Genomic DNA, 16,977 nt, shown 5'->3' with positions numbered 1-16,977 from the left:
CTGATGGGCGATGACGATCGAGTATCCTGACACAGGCGTTGCCCGGGCTTCCGCCGAGGCGCCCGCCACCCCGCCCCGCGCCGGCGCGCGGCGCTGGTGGCGGCGCGCGGGACGGCGCATGCTGCGCGGCGTGCTGCGGCGAGGCCTTTCCAGCCTGACGCGGCGCATCGTGCTGCTCAATCTCGCCGGCCTCGTCGCGCTGCTGCTCGGCTTTCTCTACCTCAATCAGTTCCGTGCCGGCCTCATCGAGGCGCGCACGCAGAGCTTGCTCATCCAGGGCGAGATCATCGCCGGCGCCATCGCTGCCTCCGCCACGGTCGAGACGGACACCATCACCATCGATCCCGACCGGCTGCTGCAGCTTCAGGCCGGCGAGAGCCTCGGGCTCGGCGACGACCTGTCCCCGCTCGATTTCTCCATCAATCCGGAGCAGGTGGCGCCGGTGCTGCGCCGCCTCGTTACGCCGACGCGCACCCGCGCCCGCATCTACGACCGGGAAGGGATGCTGCTGCTCGACTCCCGGCACTTCTATTCGCGCGGCGACATCCTGCGCTACGACCTGCCGCCCATCGACCAGCAGCCGGGCCCGCTGGAGCGGGTGCGCGACTGGACCGCGCCGCTCACCCGGCTTTTCGGCGGCGGCAGTTCCGGCTTCTCGGAGGAGATAAGCACGGCCAACGGCCGCAATCTCGCCGAGGTGAAGCAGGCCCTGTCCGGCACGGCCGCCAGCACTGTCCGCGTCAATGGGCAGGGCCAGACAATCGTCTATGTGTCGGTGCCGATCCAACGGCTGCGCACGGTGCGCGGCGCGCTGCTGCTTTCCACGCAGGGTGGCGACATCGACGCCATCATCGCCGGCGAGCGCTGGGCACTGCTGCGGGTGTTCGCCGTCGCCGCCGCGGTGATGACGGTGCTGTCCGTGCTGCTCGCGGGCACCATCGCCGGCCCGGTGCGGCGGCTGGCCGAGGCGGCGGAGCGCGTGCGTCGGGGCATCAAGTCCCGGCAGGAGATTCCCGACTTTACCGACCGGTCGGACGAGATCGGCCACCTGTCGGGGGCGCTGCGCGACATGACGCAGGCACTCTACCGCCGGATCGACGCCATCGAGAGCTTTGCCGCCGATGTGGCGCACGAGCTGAAGAATCCGCTGACCTCCCTGCGCAGCGCCGTCGAGACCCTGCCGCTGGCGCGCAACGATGAAGCGCGCGCGCGGCTGATGGCGGTGATCCAGCAGGACGTGAAACGGCTGGACCGGCTGATCAGCGACATTTCCGACGCCTCGCGCCTCGACGCCGAGCTGGCGCGCATCGAGGCGGAGCCCGTCGACGTGCTGCAGCTCGTGGAGGCGGTCGCGGCCGTGGCGCGGGGCGTCCATGACCATCCCATCACCGTGACGGTCGCGGCCGTTGACGATCCGGGCCGGGATTTCCTCGTGCTCGGCCAGGACGGCCGGCTGGGACAGGTGCTGAACAACCTCGTCGACAACGCACTGTCGTTCTCGCCGCCGGACGGCGAAATCCGCGTCTCCCTCGCGCGGGAGGGCGGCGACGTGGTCGTGGCCGTGGAGGATGACGGGCCCGGCATTCCCGAGCATGCGCTGGAGCGCGTGTTCGAGCGTTTCTACACGGATCGCCCGGAACAGAAGTTCGGCCAGAACTCCGGTCTCGGCCTGTCGATCTCGCGCCAGATCGTCGAGGCGCACCGGGGGCGGATCGAGGCCGGCAACTGCACGCCGCAGCCGGGCGCGCCGGAAGGGCGCGCCGGCGCCCGTTTCGTTGTGCGCCTGCCCGCCCTCGTGCAGGAGGACTGAGGGCGAGATGGCGCAGGACACCCAGCCGCGCTCGCAAACGCAGCACGCCACGGCGGTCGTCATCGGCGAAACGGGGGTGCTGATCCGCGGCCGTTCGGGAACGGGCAAGTCGACGTTCGCCCGCCGGCTGATCGACCGCGCGGCGCGCGGCGGGCGCTTCGCCCGCCTCGTCAGCGACGACCGCGTGCGGCTGACGGCCATTCACGGCAGGCTGTTGGCGGAAACCGTGGCGCCCATCGCGGGCCTGCTGGAGGTGCGCGGCGTGGGAATCGTGAGGGTTCCCCACGAGCCCGCCGCCGTGATCGGGATGGTCGTCGACGTCGACGTGACACCTCCACGGTTACCTGAGTCGTGCGACAAAATGACCACAGTGTTGGAAATAGTTCTCCCGCGTCTCGCCATCGGCGGCCTCATCGACGCAGCCGACGTGGTCGACTGCCTTGTTGCGCAACGAGAAAGCGGCGGCAGGCGCGGTTTATGGCTGAACGATGACAAAATGAACTTAGAACCCTTGCACTTTTCCGTGCAATGCACAAAATGATTGCTCCTGTCATGGATCGTGACGGTGATACAGGGTTCTGAATGATCGGTCTCGTATTGGTGACTCACGGTTCTCTGGCGACGGAATTTCGCGCCGCGCTGGAGCATGTCGTCGGTCCGCAAAAACAGCTGGAGACCGTCGCTATCGGTCCGGAAGACGATATGGACGGCTGTCGACAGGATATCCTGTCGGCCGTATGCAGAGCAGATGCCGGGGACGGCGTGGTCGTGCTGACCGACATGTTCGGCGGCACGCCGTCTAACCTCGCCATTTCATGCATGAACGGCAGCAAGGTGGAGGTGATCGCCGGGATCAACCTGCCCCTGCTCATCAAGCTTGCCTCGGTAAGGGAAGATCATCCGCTCGACGAGGCGGTGATCGAGGCCCAGGAGGCGGGCCGCAAGTACATCAACGTCGCCAGCCACGTCCTGACGGGGCGGTGACGTCGCGGCGCTCCGCCGAAGGAGCGCACGTTTGTGTGTTGAACAGGCCGGCTGAAGCGGTTACCTGAAAGGTGCGCGGCGCGGATGCTGCCGGTGTGGCCGCGATCACGCCTGTGACTGTTGCGCCTGAACTGTTTTGCGCCGGGTAAGGCGCCGTGCGAAGAGTGCCCGACCTTGACCGACTCCGTTGACAGCGCCGCCCCCCGACATACCGACAACGCATCCCCGGATGCCGGAGACGGCGCGGCCGTGCCGCCGCGCGAGCTGCCGATCATCAACCGCAAGGGACTGCACGCGCGCGCCTCCGCCAAGTTCGTCCAGACGGTTGACCGCTTCGATGCGGAGGTCACTGTCACCCGCTGCGGGGAAACAGTCGGCGGCCGCTCGATCATGGGCCTGCTGACGCTCGCCGCCGCCAAGGGAACCACCATCGTCGTGGCCGCCTCCGGCCCGCAAGCCGTCGAGGCGCTCGACGCCATCGAGGCGCTGCTCGCCGACCGTTTCGGAGAGGACGAGTAGGTCTGGCGCGTTTTCTATATAAAGACTTCTTTATATGCTTATTGCCGTTCTTTCCTGACGCTGCTATAGAGCGGACCAGAACGGCGTGTGCCCGCACGCCGGAACCGCACTTCAGGATGGGACGCTGTTCATGTCGCAGGATTATGTCGTCAAGGATCTGTCGCTGGCCGACTGGGGCCGCAAGGAAATCTCCATCGCCGAAACGGAGATGCCCGGCCTGATCGCGGTGCGCGAGGAATTTGGCCCGTCGCAGCCGCTGAAGGGCGCGCGAATCGCCGGCTCCCTGCACATGACGATCCAGACGGCGGTGCTCATCGAGACGCTGAAGGCGCTGGGCGCCGACGTGCGCTGGGCTTCCTGCAACATCTATTCCACGCAGGACCACGCGGCGGCGGCGATAGCGGCCGCGGGCGTGCCGGTGTTCGCCGTGAAGGGCGAGACGCTGGAGGAATACTGGAACTACACGCGCCGGATTCTGGAATGGGGCGACGGCGGCACGCCGAACCTCATCCTGGACGACGGCGGCGACGCGACGCTGCTGGTTCATCTCGGCCTGCGTGCCGAGCAGGGCGACGCGGCCTTCCTCGAAAAGCCGTCCTCCGAGGAGGAGGAGGTGCTGTTCGCGCTCATCCGCCGCACGCTTTCCGAAAAGCCCGGCTGGTTCGCGGAACTTGCGGCCAACATCGTGGGCGTGTCCGAGGAGACGACGACGGGCGTGCACCGTCTCTACATCATGGAGCGGGAGGGCAACCTGCTGTTCCCGGCGATTAACGTCAACGACTCGGTCACCAAGTCGAAGTTCGACAACCTCTACGGCTGCCGCGAGTCGCTGGTTGACGGCATCCGCCGCGGCACCGACGTGATGATGGCCGGCAAGGTCGCCATGGTGGCGGGCTTCGGCGATGTGGGCAAGGGCTCCGCCGCCTCGCTGCGCAACGCGGGCTGCCGCGTGCTCGTCTCCGAGATCGACCCCATCTGCGCCCTGCAAGCGGCGATGGAAGGCTATGAGGTGGTGACGATGGAGCAGGCGGCGCCGCGCGCCGACATCTTCGTCACGGCGACCGGCAACAAGGACATCATCACCCTTGAGCACATGCGCGCGATGAAGGACCGCGCCATCGTCTGCAACATCGGCCACTTCGACAACGAGATCCAGGTCGGGTCGCTGCGCAACTTCCAGTGGGACAACATCAAGCCGCAGGTGGACGAGATCACCTTCCCCGACGGCAAGCGCATCATCCTGCTGTCGGAAGGCCGTCTGGTGAACCTCGGCAACGCCACGGGCCATCCCTCCTTCGTGATGTCGGCCTCCTTCACCAACCAGACGCTGGCGCAGATCGAGCTGCACACGAAGCGCGGCGAATATGAGAAGAAGGTCTACACGCTGCCCAAGCACCTCGACGAAAAGGTCGCGTCGCTGCACCTCGCCAAGATCGGCGTCACGCTGACGAAGCTGACGGACGAGCAGGCGACCTATATCGGCGTCTCCGCGAACGGGCCGTTCAAGGCGGACCACTACCGCTACTGAGGCGGCAGCTTGGCCGGGCGCGGCCGGGCGCTTGTGAACGTCCGGCTGCGACATATTGAATCGTTTGACGATTCCCCCTGTCCGGGAAGTCCAGATAGCTGGGGGCAGGCTGCGTTTCCTCCCCGTTAACCACTTTCTGATGAGCTGCACGAAACGTTAATGTACTGGTGATTCGCGGCTCGGTTTTTCGCCGGGCGGGTATTATCGGCAAAACTTTCCGGGCAGGCTCTTCGGGCGGGGATGATGAGGGCGATGGCGCGCAGGCATTGGCGTCGGTGCGGGGCTGCATTGTCGGTGCGCGCCCGCCGCGCGGCCGTGTGCGCGGGCCTGCTCACGACACTCCTTGCCGCCGGCGGCGTTGCGGACGCGGTGGGCGCGACCAGCGGCGAGGCAGACGGCGCCGTTGACGGTTTTGCACTGCGCTACACACCCCGATCCGCCATCGTTCTCACGGGTTTCGCCGGTCTCGCGGTCGCCTTCGCGCTCGCGGCTGCTGCGCTGGCGCGCGAACGCGCGCGCGGGCGCATGGCGACGACCGCCCTGCTGCGGGAGCTGAACGATCTGCGCGCGCGGCACGACCGGCATGTCACCCTGATCGCCAGCGATCCGCAGGTGATCGTGAGCTGGCCGGGGCGGGACAGCGAACCCGTCATCGAGGGCGACGCCGGCATTGCGGTGCCGGGGCAGTCGGCGCGGCGCGTGCTGGCCTTCGGCGCCTGGCTCGCGCCCTCGCACGCGCAGGCGCTGGACGCCGCGCTCGATGCGCTGAAGAACGGCGGCGAACGGTTTCACCTGGGCGTGCGCGCGCTGGACGGCCGCTATTTCGAGGCGGACGGGCGGGCCATCAGCGGGCAGGCGGTCTTTCGCCTGCGCGAGATGACGACGGACAGGCAGGAACTCGCCCGCGCCCGCGATTCGCTCACAGCCGCGCGCGGCGACCTCGCGGCGCTGCGCACCATGCTCGACGCCATGGCGCAGCCCATATGGCTGCGTGACCGCGAAGGCGCGCTGATCTGGGCCAATCTCGCCTACGCGGCGGCGGTGGGTGCGGCGGACGGTGCCGAGGTCGTGGCGCGGCAGGTTGAGCTGCTCGACGAGGACGCGCGCCGTGCCGTTCGGACGCGCATCGCGGAGGGGGCGATCTACACCGGCCGCGTGACGACCGCGGCGGGTGGAACGCGGCTGTCGCTGGAGATCGTCGAGAGCCCCGGCGGCAGCGGCGCGGCCGGCACGGCGAGCGACGTGACGGCGCTGGAGGAGGCGCGCGCCGATCTCGAACGTCTGCGGGAGGCGCATGCCCGCACGCTGGACAAGCTGCCCACGGCGGTGGCGATCTTCGACGCGGACAAGCGGCTGGTGTTTCACAACGCTGCCTATCGCAGGCTCTGGGCGCTCGACGCCGACTTTCTGGAAACCGTGCCCGGCGACGGCGACATTCTCGAACGGCTGCGCGGCGAGCGCAAGCTGCCGGAGCAGGCCGACTTCCGCGCCTGGAAGCGCGAGCTGTTCGCCGCGTATGGCGCGAGCGCGCCGCAGGATCACTGGTGGTATCTGCCGGACGGACGCACGCTGCGCGTCGCCATCACACCGAACCCGCAGGGCGGCGTGACCTACGTCTTCGACGACGCGACAGAGCGGTTCACGCTGGAATCGCGGTACAACGCGCTGATGCGCATCCAGGGCGAGACACTCGATTCGCTGCGCGAGGGCGTCGCCGTGTTCGGCTCGGACGGCGGGCTGACGCTGTCGAACCCTGCCTTCTCCGAACTCTGGGAACTCGACGACAGCCTGATCGCCTCGCGCCCGCATGTCGACGCCATCGCCGGCCATTGCGCCGCGCGCTCCACGGATGCCGCTGTCTGGCGCGACATCCGCATGGCGGTCGCCGGCCTGCACGACGCCCGCACCGCGCATACGTTCCGCGTCGTGCGCAAGGATGGCGCCACGCTCGATTGCGCCACGGCACCCCTGCCGGACGGCTCGACCCTGCTCACCGTCACGGACATGACAGCCAGCGTCAATGTCGAGCGGGCGCTGACCGAGCGCAACGAGGCGCTCGAAAAAGCGTCGCGCATCCGCGACGATTTCGTGCATCATGTTTCCTATGAGCTGCGCTCCCCGCTCACCAGCGCCATCGGCTTCGCCCAGCTGCTGGCGGAGGAGACCGTGGGGCCGCTCAATGCCAAGCAGCGCGAGTACGCGGACCACATTACACGCTCGTCGGAAAGCCTGCTGGCGCTGATCAACGACATTCTGGACCTCGCCAGCATCGACAACGGCGGCGTCGAGATGAACATGGGCGATGTCGATGTGGCCGAGGCGGTCGCCGGCGCCATCCGTGGCATCGAGGACAGGCTGGCGGAAAAGGCCGTGCGGCTGCGCGTCGATGTGCCGGTGGATATCGGCGTCTTCATCGGCGATGCCCGCCGGGTGCGGCAGGTGCTCTACAATCTGCTGTCCAACGCGGTCAATGCCTCGCCGGAAGGCGGGACGATCGTCGTGGGCGCGGTGCGCGGCGGCGAGGATATCCGTATATCGGTCGCGGACGACGGGCCGGGAATGGCTCCCGGCGAGGCGGAGCGGCTGTTCTCGCGCGCGCAGGCCGCGACGGGCATGCGGCTTTCGGTGGGTGTCGGCCTGTCGCTCGTCGGCTCGTTCGTGGAACTGCACGGCGGGCGCGTCGAGGTGGAATCGGTCCCCGGGCAGGGCACGCGGATCGTCTGCATATTCCCGCTCGCGCGTGCGCAGGACAAGGCGGGTGAAGCCGGAGAAGCCGCCGCATGACGGATAATGGAACCAGCACGGGCGCGGCCGGAACGCCGGCGACATCGTCCATGACGACCTGGGCGGTGCGCCTCGGCGACGAGGCGGCGACGGAACATTTCGCCCGCGTGCTCGCGGACGAATCGCAGCCCGGCGATCTCATCACGCTCTCGGGCGATCTGGGCGCGGGAAAGACGACCTTCGCGCGCGCCTTCGTGCGCGCCTTCGCCGGCGATCCCGGACTTGAGGTGCCGAGTCCGACCTTCACGCTGATGCAGCTTTACGAGACAGCGCGCGGCAATGTCGTGCACGCCGATCTCTACCGCATCTCCGACCCGCTGGAACTCGACAATCTGGGCTGGGACGAGGCCATTGAGGACGCCGTCGTGCTGGTGGAATGGCCGGATCGCGCGGGAGAATACCTGACGGCCGACCGGCTCGACGTGAACCTGCGGCTGGTGCCGGGGCTGGAGGGCGAGCGGGTCGCGGTACTGACGGCGACGGGCAGCCGGGCGGCGTGGCTCGCGGATTTCAAGGCCGTGCGCACCGTGCTCGACCGCGCGGGATGGGGCCTCGGGGAGCGCAAGCCGATCTACGGCGATGCGTCGAGCAGGCGCTACGAGCGGGTGACGAAACCCGGCGGCGAGACGGCGATCCTGATGTTCTCGCCACCGCGCCCGAAGGTTCCCACTCTGGGGCGGGAGAAGCCCTATCACGTGGTCGCCCGCCTGTCGGAATCCGTGCATGCCTTCGTCGCCGTGGACCGGGGTCTGCGGGCGCTCGGCTTCAGCGCGCCGGTCATCTACGGGCAGGACCTAGACGCGGGCCTGCTGCTGGTCGAGGACTTCGGCGGCGAGGGCGTGGCGGACGCGGCGGGGCCCATTCCGGAGCGCTACGCGGAGGCGGTGCGTCTGCTCGCCCGCCTGCATGCCTCGCCGGTGCCGGATGTCCTGCCGGTCGTCGAGGGCGTGGACCATGCCATACCGCCCTACGATCTCGACGCGCTGACGATCGAGGTGCGCCTGCTGCTCGAATGGTATCTGCCCTACCGGGCGGAGCGATTCGTGCCGAATGCGGGGCGCGAGGCCTTCGGCCGCATCTGGACCGGCCTGCTGAACGAGGTGACCGCCGGCCCTCACACCTGGGCGCTGCGCGACTTCCACTCCCCGAACCTGATCTGGCTGAAGAGCAGGCAGGGCGTGGCGCGCGTCGGGCTGATCGACTTCCAGGACGCAGTGATGAGCCACCCGGCCTACGATCTCGCCTCTTTGTTGCAGGATGCCCGCGTCACCGTTTCGCCGGAACTCGAACTGCGGCTGCTCGCGCTCTATGCACGGGAGCGGCGCGCGCGGGATCCCGCCTTCGATGCCGAGGCGCTGACGCGCGCCTATGCCATCCTCGGCGCACAGCGCGCGACGAAGCTGTTCGGCCTCTTCGTGCGACTCGACCGGCGCGACGGCAAGCCCGCCTATCTGGCGCACCTGCCGCGCATCGGCGAATATCTGCGCCGCAATCTCTCCCATCCCGCGTTGCACGAGTTGCGTGACTGGTTTGCCACGCACCTGCCGCAACTGGCGACGGAGGCCTGATTCCGCCTGCAGGGGGTGCACGCGCGGGCGTTTCGTGCAGGTCAGGACTTTTCGCATTCCGATTGAATAAAAAAGCTGAAAAACGTCCAGGGATGCGTGGCGCTTGAGCATTGAAAAAGCGAAACTTTTTCCGCCGGGTGCAAATGCTGGAGTGCTTCTGTTTTCATCGGAAGCACTCTAATGGTTGCCTTATGGCGTACAGGTTCTAAAAAGGCGGAAAAATATCCCGTACGGGAAAGATGGTTCCATCGATCTCCCTTGGCCGTATAGTCTCTCGCAAGAGCCAGATCAGCAACATCGATCATGTCCGAGCGCCCTTCGTTTACGCCCACCTCCGCCATGGTGCTTGCCGCAGGGCTTGGCAAGCGCATGCGTCCCGTCACCACGACCCTGCCCAAGCCGCTCGTGCGCATCGCCGGGCGCTCGCTGCTCGACCGGGCGCTGGACCGGCTGGTCTCCGCCGGCGTGCAGCGCGCGGTCGTCAACGTGCATTACCTGCCGGACCTTGTCGAGCAGCACCTGAAGCACTTCGACGGCCTTGAAATCGTCATCTCCGACGAGCGCGCCAAGCTGCTGGAGACGGGCGGCGGCACCAAGAAGGCGCTGGACCGGCTGGGGCCGGATCCGTTCCTGGTCGTCAATACGGACGCCATGTGGCTGGAGGGACCGACGTCGAATCTCTCGCGGCTCATCCGGCGCTGGAATGCCGATGAAATGGACATCCTGCTGCTGCTCGCCACGTCTTCCAACAGCATCGGGCACGAGGGCAGCGGCGATTTCATCATGGAGCCGGACGGGCGTCTCAGCCGCCGTCCGGAGCGGCTGGTCGCGCCGTTCATCTATGCCGGCGTCGGGCTCGTCAAGCCGGAGCTGTTCGCGGACACGCCCGACGGGCCGTTCTCCATGAACCTGCTGTTCGACCGCGCCATCAGCGCCGGACGCCTCTTCGGCCTGCGCCTCGACGGGGAGTGGCTGCATGTCGGCACGCCGCATGCCATCCTTGAGGCGGAGGAATACGTTGCCGCGAGCGCCCGGTGACGGACAGGCACAGGACGGCGGGCGCGACCTGAGTCTCGCGCGGCGCGCGGCGCGCGTCCATGCCATCCCCACCGGAGCGCCGTTCCTGCCGACGCTCGCGGATGCACTGCTCGACGGGCGCGTCGTGCCGGGATTTCCGGATCGCGGCGACCCGCTGTCGCTGTCGCGGGCGACGATCTTCCTGCCGACCCGCCGCGCGGCGCGTGCCTTCGCGACGCTGCTGTCGGAGCGCTTCGCGCCGGCGCCGGTGCTGCTGCCGCGCCTCGTGCCGCTGGGCGATGTCGACGACGCGGAACTGTCGCTGGCCGCCTCGGCAGCATTGGACGAAGGTGATATCGATGTCGCTCTCGGCGCCGCGCTGTCGGCGTCGCTCGCGCCGGCCCTCGGGGACACCGAGCGCCGGCTGATTCTCACCCGCCTCGTGCTGGCATGGGCGCGGGCAGTGGACCGCGCCTTGCTGCGGCTCGACGAGCGTGAACCGTTGCTGGTGCCGGCCTCGCCCGCCGACGCGCTGGCGCTGGCGGGCGATCTCGCGCGGCTGATGGATTCGCTCACCACCGAGGACGTGCCGTGGAGCGCACTGGCGGCGCTGGTGGAGGAGCGGCACTCGCAGTATTTCGCCATCACGCTCGCCTTCCTGAAGATCGCGGCGGAGCAGTGGCCGCAGATTCTGGAGGAGCGCGGCGCGAGCGACCCGGTGGCGCGCAACCACCGGCTGATCCTGGCGCAGGCCGCGCATCTGCGGCAGGCGCCGCCGGCCGATCCGATGATCGTCGCGGGCTCCACCGGTTCCATCCCGGCGACGGCGCAGCTCATCGCGGCCATCGCCCGCCTGCCGCTGGGGGCCGTGGTGCTGCCCGGCCTTGACGACAGGCTCGACGACGAGGCGTGGGAGGTCGTCGGCGGCAGGCGCGGCGGCTCTCCCGTGGCGCATCCCGAGGCGACGCATCCGCAGGCGATCCTGCGCCGGCTGCTCGACACCATCGGTGTCTCGCGCGAGGACGTGGAGACGTTGGGCGCGGCCGCGCCGGGGCTGGAGGCGCGGCGCCGCTTCGTGAGCGAGGCGCTGCGGCCGGCCGAGACCACGGAGCGCTGGCATATCAACCGCGCGGATGTCGCCGGCGCGCAGGCGGAAGCGGCGCTCGCCGGCGTGGCGCTGATCGAGGCGGCGGACGAGCGCACCGAGGCGCTGGCCGCGGCTGTCGCGCTGCGCGAGGCGGTGGAGCGGGACGGGCAGACAGCCGCGCTGATCACGCCGGACCGGGCGCTGGCGGAGCGTGTCAGCGCCGAACTCGCCCGCTGGGGGATCGAGGCGGAGGACTCTGCCGGGCGACCGCTGTCGCGCAGCCGTGCCGGCACGCTCGCGCGGCTCGCGGCGCAGGTCGCGGTGTCGAACTTCGCGCCCGAGCCGCTGCTCGCGCTGCTCGCGCACCCGATGGCAGTCTTCGGCATGACGCGGGCGGAGGTGGAGCGTGCGGCCGCCGTGATCGAGATCGGCCTGCTGCGCGGGCCTGCGCCGCCCGCCGGCATTGACGGGCTGCGGGCAATCCTGCCGGTGCGCCGGGCCGCGGCGCGGGAAGCGCATGCGCTGCGCCCGCTCGCGGCGCTTTCCGCCGACGACTGGGCGCTGGCGGAAGGTTTTCTGGACCGCTTGCAGGAGGCGTTCGCCGGGTTTCTGCCGCAGGCGGGCGACAATCCCGCCAGTCTCGATCTCGTCGCGCTCGCTCCGCGCCATGCGGCGGCGCTGGCCAGGATCGCCGCGCGCGACGGCGTGGAAACGTTGCCTGAGGGCGAAGGCGGCGAGGAACTCGCGGACCTGTTCGACGAACTCGCGTTTTCCGAAAGCCTCGGCGTGTGCGGGCGCTTCGCCGATTATCCCGCCCTGTTCGAGGGGCTCGCGGACATGCGCATCGTCCGCCGGGAGAGGCATGCGGGCGCGAGCGTCCATCCGCGCGTCAAGATATGGGGCCTGCTGGAGGCGCGCCTGCTGCATGCGGACAGGCTCGTGCTCGGCGGGCTCGACGAGGGTGTCTGGCCGCCGCGCACGCGCAGCGACGCCTTCCTCAACCGGCCCATGCGCGCCATGCTCGGCCTCTCCTCGCCGGAGCGGCGCATCGGGCAGACGGCGCACGATTTCGCCGAGGCGCTCGGCGCGCGCGAGGTGGTGATGACCCGCGCCGTGAAGCGGGACGGCGCGCCGACCGTGCCGTCACGGTTTCTCCAGCGCATGAAGGCGCTTGCAGGGGCGCAGTCGTGGCAGGCGGTGGCGGATGCCGGCCGCCGGTTCGTCGCGCTCGCGGAGGCGCTCGATGCGCCGGTTGCGGTGGCGCCCATCCGCCGGCCCGCGCCCCGGCCGCCTGTCTCGCTGCTGCCGAGACGCCTCAGCGTCACCGCCGTCGAGACGCTGGTGCGCGATCCCTATGCGGTCTATGCGCGCCATGTCCTGAAGCTCGATCCGCTCGACGGTATCGCGGTGCCGCCCGGCGCCGCGGACCGGGGCACGCTGGTACATGCGGCGCTCGGCGATTTCGCGGCACGCTGGCCGCAGTCGCTCCCGGACGATCCGCTGGACGAGGTGCTCGCCGCCGGCCGCGCGGCCTTTGCGCCGCTGGCGGTCTATCCCGACATCGCCGTGCTGTGGTGGCCGCGTTTCGAGAGATTGGCGCAGGCTTATGTCGGCTGGGAAAGGGCGCGCCGCGCCGCCATCCGCAAGGTGCACGCGGAAGTATCGGGAAAGCTCGACATCCCGCTGCCGGACGGCGGTAGCTTTGTGCTCACCGCCCGTGCCGACCGCATCGAGGAGACTGACGCCGGCGCCGTGATCGTGGATTTCAAGACCGGCGCCCCACCGTCCACCAAACAGGTGTTCGCCGGCTTCGCGCCGCAGATGACGCTGGAGGCCGCAATGCTGAAACGCGGTGCATTCCGCGGCGTTGCACCCTGCGATGCGCCGGCGCTGCTCTACATGCATGCCACCGGCGGGCGCGAGCCGCTGCTGGACAGGCCGGTCAACCCGCCACGTGGCGAGGAACGCACCGTGGAGCAGATCGCAGAGGAACACTTTGCCGGCTTGCGGGCGTTGCTGGAAAGATATTTTGCCGGCAATTCCGGCTTTATCTCGCGTCCCTTTGCGGAGTTCGCGCGACGCGAAGGACCATATGACCATCTGGCACGGGTGCGCGAATGGTCGGTGATGGCGGGAGAGGGGGAAGACGCATGAGCGACATCGTCGTTCCGCCGAAAACCGGCCAAGACCAGCGCCGTGCCGCCGATCCGGCCGCATCCGCCTGGGTGTCGGCCAACGCGGGCTCGGGCAAGACGAAGGTGCTGGCGGACCGCGTGCTGAGGCTGTTGCTGTCCGACGTCGATCCGGCGCGCATCCTCTGCCTCACCTTCACCAAGGCGGCGGCCGCGAACATGTCGAACAGGGTGTTCGACGAACTCGGCGCGTGGGTCGCGCTGGACGATGCGGCGCTGGGGCAAAGGCTCGCCAGACTCGTCGGCGGGGAGCCGGGAGCCGGCAAGATCGAGGCTGCGCGCCGTCTCTTCGCCCGCGCCGTGGAGACGCCCGGCGGCCTGAAGATCGAGACCATCCACGCCTTCTGCGAACGGTTGCTGCATCTCTTCCCCTTCGAGGCCAACGTGCCGGCACGCTTCGAGGTGCTGGACGAGACGCAGTCGCAGGAAATTCTCGAACAGGCGGTGCGCGATGTGCTGATCGCGGCCTCGCGTGCCGGCGATCCGGCTCTCACCGGCGCGCTGGCGTTAATGTCGCGCGAGGCCGGTGACGAGGCGGTGAACAGGGTGCTGCGCGCGGCGCTGCGCTGCAAGTCGTTCCTGCGCGACTACGCGCGGGAACCTGGCGGGCTTGCGCGGGCGCTCGCGGCGTTCGGCGTGCTGTGCGGCCTCGCGCCCGGCGAGACGCCGGAGCGTCTGTGCCGCGCCATCGTGGAAGACGGCCTCGGGCCTGACGAATGGCCGATCGTCGCCGAGGCGCTGGAGGCGGGCAAGAAGACGGACAAGGAGCGTGCGGACGGCTTCCGCCGCGCCTTCGCCGCCGCTGACGAGGATGAGCGGTTCGCGCTCTATCGCGACATCTTCCTGACGAAAACCGGCACGCCCGTCGCCCGGATGGCGACGCAGTCCGTCGATGCGGCGATGGCGGAGCGGCTGGTCGAGGAGCGCGACCGGATCGTCGACCTGCTCGGCCGCATCCGGGCGGCGGAGGCGGTGGCACGCACGCAGGCGCTGTTCGCGCTGGCGGACGCCGTCTTCGGCCGTGTGGAAGCGCTGAAGAACGCGCGCGGCGCGCTCGATTTCGACGACCTCATCGCCCGCACCGTCGCGCTGCTGCAACGTGCCGACGCGGCCTGGATCCTCTACAAGCTCGACGCCGGCATCGACCACGTGCTGATCGACGAGGCGCAGGACACATCGCCCGAGCAATGGGCCATCCTCAAGACGCTGGTGGCGGAGTTCACCGCCGGCGAGGGTGTCTTCCCACGCCCGCGCACGCTGTTCGCGGTGGGCGATCCCAAGCAGTCGATCTACGGGTTTCAGGGCGCGGCGCCGCATGAGTTCGAGGCGAGCGGGCGCTATTTCCGCACCCGCACGCGCGGCGCGGGCATGCGCTTCGAGGACGTGGAACTGACGGTCTCGTTCCGCTCCGCGCCGGAGGTGTTGTCGGCGGTCGATGCCGTGTTCGACGTGCCGGAGCACCGCCGGGGACTGTCGTTCGACGACGGCGCGGGAGCGCCCGTGCACGAGAGCGCGCGCCCCGCGGCGCCGGGCATCGTCGAGATGTGGGAAACGCAGTGGAAGGCGCCGGTGCCGGACGCGGATGCCTGGGCTTTGCCCGTCGACGAGCCGGAACGGTCGGCGCCTGCCGTGCGGCTCGCGCGCAAGATCGCGGCGACCATCCGCCGCTGGATGGAGCAGGGCGACGGAAAAGACCCGGCGATCCCGCCCGGCGACGTGCTCGTGCTGGTACGCAAGCGCGGCGCCTTCTTCGAGGCCGTGATCCGCGCGTTGAAGGACGCGGGTGTGCCTGTCGCCGGCGCGGACCGGTTGACGGTCGCCGAGCACATCGGCGTGCGCGACCTCGTCGCGGCGGGGCGCGCGGCGCTGCTGCCGCGCGACGACCTCACGCTCGCGGCGGCGCTGAAATCGCCGCTCGCAGGCTGGGACGACGGCGATCTCATGCGCATCGCGGCAACGCGCGAAGACGGTACGCCGCTCGCGGAGGCGCTGCGCGCGGCGGCGGAGGCGGGCGATGCGGCGGCAGCGAAGGGGCTCGCGGCGCTCGCGGGATGGCGGGAACTGGCGGCGCGGGAAGGGCCGTTCGGCTTCTACGCCACCGTGCTGGGGCCGCGCGGCGGGCGCCGCGCGCTGGTGTCACGGCTGGGGGCCGAGGCTGGCGATGCCATCGACGCCTTCCTCGCGCAGGCGCTCGACCACGAGAGGCGCTTTCCCCCCTCGCTGACCGGCTTCCTCAACGCCTTCGAGGGCACGGCCGGCGACATCAAACGCGACATGGACGACGCGCGCAACGAGGTGCGGGTGATGACGGTGCACGGCGCGAAGGGGCTTGAGGCGCCGGTCGTCATTCTCGCCGACGGCGGCGAAAAGCCCGACGGCCGGCACGATCCCCGGCTGATCGAGGTCGAGGTCGCGCTGGACGGGAAAACCGTTGCGGTGCCCGTGTGGTCGCCGGGCGAGAAATTCGATCCGGAGCCGGTCGCCGAAGCGCGCGCGGTCCTGCGCCACAAGGCAGTCGAGGAGAACAACCGCCTGCTCTACGTCGCGCTGACGCGGGCCAGAAACCGCCTCATCGTCGCCTCCGCCATCAACCGCTCGCCGCCTGCCGAGGGCGAGCCGCGCCCGCCCGAGGAAAGCTGGACCGGCATGGTCATCAACGGGCTCGAACGAGCGGCGGAAGGCGCGGGTCGGCTCGCCGGCCGGGGAACGCTGCTGCGCGATCGCGACGCCGATGGCGGCGAGGTGCTGCGTTGGCTGACGCCGGACAAGCCGGCCCCCGCCGTCCCGCCTCCGGGGGGGCCGAAGACGCCGCCGCCGCCGATGCCGGACTGGCTCACCGCGTCCGCGCGCGCCGAGACGGAGGCCGTGCCGCCGTTGCGGCCGTCAAGCGCGCTCTCGGCGGCGGACCGGCCCCACCGCGCGCCGGAGACGCCGTTCGTCGCCCGCGCCCGCCTGCGCGGCCAGCTCGTGCATGCGCTGATCGAACGTCTGCCCGGCCTTCCGGTTGCGGCGCAGGCTGGCGCGGCGGCGGCCTTCGTGAAGGCACGCGCAGCGCGCTTGCCGGTGCACGAGCAGCAGCAGATTGTCGCGGCCGCGCTCGATGTGCTGAACGCGCCGCCGCTCGCGGTGCTCTTCGGGCCGGGGAGCCGCGCGGAAGTGGCGTTGGCGGGCAACGTCACGCTGGAGCTTGCCGGCGGCCGGCGCGTCCTGCCGATTTCCGGCCGCATCGATCGGCTCGCCGTCGCGGGCGGCGAGGTGCACATTGCCGATTTCAAGACGGGCACGCCGCCCCCTCTCGACACGCGCCCGTCTCATGTGGTGCAGCTTGCGCTCTACCGCGCCCTGCTGCAGCAGATATTGCCGGGGAAGGCCGTGCGCGCCTTCCTGATCTACACCGCCGGGCCTGCTGTGCAGGAAGTGCCGGCCGCCCGGCTCGACGAGGCGCTGCGCCTGCCGGGGCTGGCGGGCGGCTGACGGGGACACGATTG

At 69.8% G+C, this 16,977-nt stretch carries 11 protein-coding genes; 10 read left to right on the top strand and 1 reads right to left on the bottom strand.

Annotated features, from left to right (window positions below):
• Window positions 1–10: 10 nt before the first annotated feature.
• The 7 genes from FHS82_RS00365 (at window position 11) to tsaE (ending at window position 9,193) form a co-directional block, all read left to right on the top strand.
• Complete coding sequence (locus FHS82_RS00365) at window positions 11–1,810, top strand: stimulus-sensing domain-containing protein (RefSeq protein WP_166947579.1); 1,800 nt, start codon at window positions 11–13, stop codon at window positions 1,808–1,810.
• A 7-nt stretch (window positions 1,811–1,817) separates the two neighbouring features.
• Window positions 1,818–2,351 carry an HPr kinase/phosphorylase gene (locus FHS82_RS00360; RefSeq protein WP_166947577.1) on the top strand — a complete coding sequence of 178 codons (534 nt, stop codon included), beginning with the start codon at window positions 1,818–1,820 and terminating at the stop codon, window positions 2,349–2,351.
• A gap of 41 nt (window positions 2,352–2,392) precedes the next feature.
• The gene (locus tag FHS82_RS00355; RefSeq protein WP_166947575.1) at window positions 2,393–2,794 is read left to right on the top strand and encodes a PTS sugar transporter subunit IIA; all 402 of its coding nucleotides are present in this window, start codon (window positions 2,393–2,395) and stop codon (window positions 2,792–2,794) included.
• Between the two features lie 174 nt (window positions 2,795–2,968).
• The gene (locus FHS82_RS00350; RefSeq protein ID WP_208394015.1) at window positions 2,969–3,313 is read left to right on the top strand and encodes an HPr family phosphocarrier protein; all 345 of its coding nucleotides are present in this window, start codon (window positions 2,969–2,971) and stop codon (window positions 3,311–3,313) included.
• Window positions 3,314–3,443: 130 nt separating this feature from the next.
• On the top strand, window positions 3,444–4,841 hold the full coding sequence (gene ahcY, locus FHS82_RS00345; protein ID WP_166947573.1) for an adenosylhomocysteinase: 1,398 nt from the start codon (window positions 3,444–3,446) through the stop codon (window positions 4,839–4,841).
• A gap of 252 nt (window positions 4,842–5,093) precedes the next feature.
• Window positions 5,094–7,625, top strand: a complete 2,532-nt coding sequence (locus tag FHS82_RS00340; RefSeq protein WP_166947571.1) for a sensor histidine kinase — start codon at window positions 5,094–5,096, stop codon at window positions 7,623–7,625.
• On the top strand, window positions 7,622–9,193 hold the full coding sequence (gene tsaE / locus FHS82_RS00335; protein ID WP_166947569.1) for a tRNA (adenosine(37)-N6)-threonylcarbamoyltransferase complex ATPase subunit type 1 TsaE: 1,572 nt from the start codon (window positions 7,622–7,624) through the stop codon (window positions 9,191–9,193). The genes FHS82_RS00340 and tsaE overlap by 4 nt, the downstream gene beginning before the upstream one ends.
• 41 nt (window positions 9,194–9,234) lie before the next feature.
• Here the strand turns inward: tsaE and FHS82_RS00330 are convergent, their stop codons facing one another.
• Window positions 9,235–9,498, bottom strand: a complete 264-nt coding sequence (locus FHS82_RS00330; RefSeq protein ID WP_166947567.1) for a hypothetical protein — start codon at window positions 9,496–9,498, stop codon at window positions 9,235–9,237.
• On the opposite strand from FHS82_RS00330, the gene FHS82_RS00325 reads away from it, so the two are divergent.
• The 3 genes from FHS82_RS00325 to addA are packed head-to-tail and all read left to right on the top strand — an operon-like array spanning window position 9,497 to window position 16,963.
• Entirely contained in the window at window positions 9,497–10,231 is a 735-nt protein-coding gene (locus FHS82_RS00325) for a nucleotidyltransferase family protein (RefSeq protein WP_166947565.1), read from the top strand. The two genes, FHS82_RS00330 and FHS82_RS00325, sit on opposite strands and share 2 nt — an antisense overlap.
• A complete protein-coding gene (gene addB, locus FHS82_RS00320; RefSeq protein ID WP_417715121.1) occupies window positions 10,212–13,451 on the top strand; it encodes a double-strand break repair protein AddB in 3,240 nt (1,079 codons plus the stop codon). Before FHS82_RS00325 ends, addB begins: the two co-directional genes overlap by 20 nt.
• Entirely contained in the window at window positions 13,448–16,963 is a 3,516-nt protein-coding gene (gene addA, locus FHS82_RS00315) for a double-strand break repair helicase AddA (protein ID WP_166947561.1), read from the top strand. The genes addB and addA overlap by 4 nt, the downstream gene beginning before the upstream one ends.
• Window positions 16,964–16,977: the final 14 nt, after the last annotated feature.

This window comes from Pseudochelatococcus lubricantis, from assembly GCF_011762225.1.
In the GTDB taxonomy this organism is placed as follows: Bacteria; Pseudomonadota; Alphaproteobacteria; order Rhizobiales; family Beijerinckiaceae; genus Pseudochelatococcus; species Pseudochelatococcus lubricantis.
This window is presented reverse-complemented; position numbering and strand designations above follow the sequence as displayed.

Coding starts and splice junctions, on each gene's coding strand:
- FHS82_RS00365 (WP_166947579.1), top strand. CDS start 11: ATGACGATCGAGTATCCTGACACAGGCGTTGCCCGGGCTTCCGCCGAG.
- FHS82_RS00360 (WP_166947577.1), top strand. CDS start 1,818: ATGGCGCAGGACACCCAGCCGCGCTCGCAAACGCAGCACGCCACGGCG.
- FHS82_RS00355 (WP_166947575.1), top strand. CDS start 2,393: ATGATCGGTCTCGTATTGGTGACTCACGGTTCTCTGGCGACGGAATTT.
- ahcY (WP_166947573.1), top strand. CDS start 3,444: ATGTCGCAGGATTATGTCGTCAAGGATCTGTCGCTGGCCGACTGGGGC.
- FHS82_RS00340 (WP_166947571.1), top strand. CDS start 5,094: ATGGCGCGCAGGCATTGGCGTCGGTGCGGGGCTGCATTGTCGGTGCGC.
- tsaE (WP_166947569.1), top strand. CDS start 7,622: ATGACGGATAATGGAACCAGCACGGGCGCGGCCGGAACGCCGGCGACA.
- FHS82_RS00325 (WP_166947565.1), top strand. CDS start 9,497: ATGTCCGAGCGCCCTTCGTTTACGCCCACCTCCGCCATGGTGCTTGCC.
- FHS82_RS00330 (WP_166947567.1), bottom strand. CDS start 9,498: ATGATCGATGTTGCTGATCTGGCTCTTGCGAGAGACTATACGGCCAAG.
- addA (WP_166947561.1), top strand. CDS start 13,448: ATGAGCGACATCGTCGTTCCGCCGAAAACCGGCCAAGACCAGCGCCGT.